Source organism: Desulfovibrio sp. 1188_IL3213 (assembly GCF_036763145.1).
Taxonomy (GTDB): Bacteria; Desulfobacterota; Desulfovibrionia; order Desulfovibrionales; family Desulfovibrionaceae; genus Desulfovibrio.
Genome location: NZ_JBAIYR010000297.1, coordinates 1 through 2,972, shown reverse-complemented (window position 1 = coordinate 2,972; position 2,972 = coordinate 1). Strand labels below are relative to the sequence as shown.

3 protein-coding genes are annotated in these 2,972 nt (G+C 56.7%); all 3 read left to right on the top strand.

Annotated features, from left to right (window positions below; translation table 11 throughout):
• Positions 1 to 1,023 (top strand): MBL fold metallo-hydrolase (locus V6C16_RS10525; protein WP_333543167.1); only part of this gene is annotated, 1,023 nt, incomplete at its 5' end.
• Positions 1,024 to 1,183: 160 nt separating this feature from the next.
• Positions 1,184 to 1,690 (top strand): DUF1269 domain-containing protein, encoded by a 507-nt coding sequence (locus V6C16_RS10520; RefSeq protein ID WP_333536238.1) that lies wholly within the window; start codon positions 1,184 to 1,186, stop codon positions 1,688 to 1,690.
• Between the two features lie 832 nt (positions 1,691 to 2,522).
• Positions 2,523 to 2,972, top strand: a 450-nt coding sequence (locus tag V6C16_RS10515; RefSeq protein WP_442886219.1) for an oxidoreductase, incomplete at its 3' end; no start/stop codon positions are given.

Genomic DNA, 2,972 nt, shown 5'->3' with positions numbered 1-2,972 from the left:
CAGCAACCGTGGCATGCCCGGCAAAACACCGGCCCGGCCAAGGCCGCCCCAGGCTGCCGCGCCGGATCAAAGCCCCACATGCCGGAACTTCACGGTTGGGCCGATTCCAACCATACAGCGCCGCAAGGCGCAACCGACGCCAAGGAGACTATTATGACTGCCCCCAATGTGCGCGGATTTTTTGACCCCGTTACCGCAACCTGGACCTATGTGGTCTGGTCAGATACAGACAGCCAGCGGCGCTGCGCCATCATCGACAGCGTACTGGACTATGATATGCCCTCAAGCCGCACCGGCACAACATCCGCCGATACGGTCATTACCTTTATAAGGCAGAAAGAGCTTACGGTAGAGTGGATACTCGAAACCCACATTCATGCCGACCACATTACCGCCGCCCGGTACCTCAAGGAAAAACTGGGCGGCAAGATCGCCATCAGCAAGCACATGCTGAACATCATCGCCACCTGGGTTCCCATTTTCCAGACAGGCAACGATACCCCGGCCGACGGCGCGGACTTTGACCATCTTTTTGAAAATGACGAAACCTTTACCATAGGCGACCTCAAGGCCAAAATGATCCACACGCCCGGACACACTCCGGCCGACACCACCTACATTATTGAAGATACCGCCTTTGTAGGCGACACCATCTTTCTGCCTGATGTGGGTTCCGGCCGTTGCGATTTTCCGGGCGGCAGCCCCGAAGACTCCTACGAATCTTCACGCAAGCTCTTTGCCCTGCCGGACCATTACCGCATATACGTAGGGCACGACTATCCCCCTGCGGGCAAGCGCGGTCCCGAGTGCATGAGCACCGTGGGCGAACAAAAACTGAAAAATGAACGCCTGCACATGGGCATTGATAAAAACAGCTTTGTTTCACGCCGCAGGGCGGACGATACAGGCAAGGCCGTGCCGCCCCTGCTGCTGCCCTCCATCCAGGCCAATATGCGCGCGGGCGACTTTGGAACGCCCGTGGCGGGCATTCAATATATAAAGTTGCCGATAAACAAAATCTAGCTGAAATAACATACTTTTTGCCATGAAGACCCCGCCAAAGGGGTCTTCATGGCATTGTCATTTTACAAGGCCCGTGCCATATTGCTTGCGATATTCATTACCTGTAACCATCGGTATTGCGTCCGTCATTGCGAGCAATACCGCACCTCAAGGAGATCCCATGCGCACACTGATTGTCGTGGCCTACCCCAGTGAAACGCAGGCCAGTGAAGAACGCATCAAATTTTTGAAAATGCAGAAAGACTACCTTGTGGATCTTGAAGACGCCGTGGTGGTTACCCGCAAGCAGGACGGCAAGGTCAAACTGCACCAGCTTTACAACCTTACTGCAACCGGCGCGCTGAGCGGCGGTTTCTGGGGCGCGCTGATCGGCCTGATCTTTCTGAACCCCCTGCTGGGCCTTGTGGTCGGCGCGGGCGCCGGAGCCGTGGGCGGCGCGCTGACCGATGTGGGCATCAACGATAACTTCATGAAACAGCTTGGTGAAAAGCTCAAACCCGGCTCTTCGGCCCTGTTCGTGCTGGTGGATTCTGAAATTACCGACAAGGTTCTGGCGGAGCTGCGCGGCTCCGGCGGAGAGGTCATCCAGTCTTCCCTGTCGCACGAAGATGAAAACCGCTTGCAGGCGGCTTTGAGCGCTGCCAGGGACGCGGCGGACAAAAATTAAAAAACGTCTCTGCCGGAGCCGTTCCACTGTACCGGCTCCGGCAGAAATGGAAACAGCCCTCAGCCGTAGGGTGCGGCACGGCGTCAGCCCCGGCCCGGGGCAAATTTTTGTAGAAAAAGAGCTGCGCCGTAAGCCAGATAAAGACAGGGGGAAAAGGCGCGCCCCCTTTCCCCCTGCTTCTGCGATGGCCCCCAAACGCTGCCGTAAAACCGGCCTCCATGTTGGCACATTGCGGCGGCAGTGCCGCTCGCAACCGCATATCTCTTTGTCGCCCACAGGACAAATTTACAGCAAAGCTCTCCCGAAGAGTGAGTAAGCAGGCGGTCGCCACGAAGAGAAACGCAATATATCTGCGCTGCTAGAGCATTTAGCACTTGAAATGCTTGCCTACGGCAGGCAAAAGCCTGCCTGCTCGCATTTCGTGGCAAGGATTTTCAGGAAAATCCTTGCAGAGCAGTTGACTCGTTTCATTCGTAAACTGCTCTAAGCATCATGATGAGCACCTCAAAAAACTTGAGAACAAACATTCTCAAGGGCAACATGCCCATACCTGTGGCGGGAACTCTCACCCAAAAGAACCCGGCAGAGCGGCATTGATGATGGCACAGCCTGAAGCACTTTTGTACGTTATATTACCGGGAGATACAAGGTACAAAAGAAATTACGCCGGGCGACATGGCCGGGCGCGCTTGCCCTCTGCCATCTTCAGGCGCATAATCAGAAAAATGGCATCCCTTTCAGGATGCGCCGCCATAACAATTTTCTGCCCCAGATCCCCGTGCCTGGGCAGACATAAAATACGGGCCTTGAGGCTGCAAAGGCAGGAGGCTGCATGAACACACTTTTTTCTTCCATCAATCTCGGCGGGCTGGAACTTGCCAACCGCATCGTCATCCCCCCGATGGATCAGTATTCGGCTGATGAGGGGCGTCCGACCCAATGGCATCATATGCACTACGGCCATCTGGCTGTTTCCGGCGCCGGGCTGCTCATTGTCGAAGCCACAGCCGTGGAACCCGAGGGCAGAATATCCCCTGGCGACCTCGGCCTGTGGAATGATGAGCACGAAGCACTGCACAAACGCATGCTGGAATTCATAGGCACGTTTTCTTCCACGCCCGTGGCTGTCCAGTTGGGGCATTCCGGGCGCAAAGGCTCCACAGCCCGCCCTTGGGAAGGGCGCGGCCCCCTGGAACTTCACGAAGGCGGCTGGAATGTCTGCGCGCCCTCCGCCCTGCCCTTTGACGCGGCCTCTCCTGTTCCCTCGGCCCTGGATGCTGCC

Coding starts and splice junctions, on each gene's coding strand:
- V6C16_RS10520 (WP_333536238.1), top strand. CDS start 1,184: ATGCGCACACTGATTGTCGTGGCCTACCCCAGTGAAACGCAGGCCAGT.